Raw genomic sequence first — 1,262 nt, forward strand, 5'->3', positions numbered from 1 at the left:
ATGCGTCTGCTTCTGCCGAGTCTGACGGAAGGAAGCACACCGGACTCGATTAGTCGGTAGAGCTTGCTCCGGCTGATCCCGAGAAACTTCGCCGCCTGAGAAACTCGTTCAAGCCCGTCGCCAATCAGTTCATATCGTTCTGTGTCGTTCATGTTCGATCCCCCTCATTCTTCCTTTGCTGAGTAGATAGATACCGCCGACAGAAGTCGCGGGCCGGACATCATTCGCGCAACCAGTGAATCAGCCGGGAGTTGCGCCTCTTTCTGGGGTTGACGTCGCATCGCCGTGCGCTATGCTTAACGCATTACCACAAAAGGAGTTGTGTCGGCCATGCAGCATTTCAACGACCCACGACAAAATCGGCTCTTTGACGTCTATGAGGGCATCCTGTCGCCGCTGGCCCACAGGCAGTTGCTCGGCGGCTGGCATCATGTCTTTCGCGAGACCATCCTGCGGCTGATGCCGGTCGACACGGTCAAAGGGCACTTCGATCCGGTGTTCGGCCAGCCGACCAAAGAGCTCTACTCCATGTGTGGGCTGATCTTCATCATGGAATTCAAGAACTGGACTGCGGAAGAATCGGCCCAGGCGTACATGTTCCATGCCGACATCCAGTACGCGTTGAACCTCGACCCCGAAAACCAGAGCATGTCACCGCGGACCGTCGAGCGATACAAGAAGCTGATCGTCGAAGACGACTTGGCCGGGCGGATCATGGAAGAGATCACGGCCTCGCTGGTCGAGAAGCTACAACTGAACATCAAGACCCAGCGGCTCGATTCAACGCACGTCTTCAGCGACATGGCCCAGTTCGGCCGCACGCGGATGATGGGTGTGACGATCAAGCGGTTCCTCACGCAACTGCGGCGCCACGATGCGGCCGCCTACGATGCCTTGCCCGAGGAGCTTCGCACGCGTTATCAGCCGTCGGGCTATCTGCTGTTTGGCGACACGAAGAAGGACGCCGACAGCCGACGCCTGCTGCGAGAGCAGGTGGCCCGGGACATGCACGACTTGATCGAGCGGTTCGCCGACGATCAGAAGCACAACACGCGTAGTACGTTCACGATGCTCGTTCGCGTTTTCAACGAACAGTGCGAAGTGATCGAGGATTCGATTGAGATTCGCACGCATCCCGGCGGTGACGTGATTCAGAACCCGTCGGACCCGGACGCGACGCGGGACGGCAAGAAGGGGCCCGGTTATCAAGTGCAACTTGTCGAGACGTGCGGCGAAGAGAACGACGTGCAGTTGATCACGGG

2 protein-coding genes are annotated in these 1,262 nt (G+C 58.4%); one reads left to right on the plus strand and one right to left on the minus strand.

The window, feature by feature from the left end; all coding sequences use genetic code 11:
- On the minus strand, positions 1 to 152 hold a 152-nt coding region (locus tag GY725_19115), incomplete at its 3' end, for an excisionase family DNA-binding protein (protein MCP4006297.1).
- A 178-nt stretch (positions 153 to 330) separates the two neighbouring features.
- Here GY725_19115 and GY725_19120 point away from each other — a divergent pair.
- Positions 331 to 1,262: hypothetical protein (locus tag GY725_19120; GenBank protein MCP4006298.1), on the plus strand; the 932-nt coding region annotated here is incomplete at its 3' end.

It is taken from the genome of bacterium (genome assembly GCA_024226335.1).
Classification (GTDB): domain Bacteria; phylum Myxococcota_A; class UBA9160; order SZUA-336; family SZUA-336; genus JAAELY01.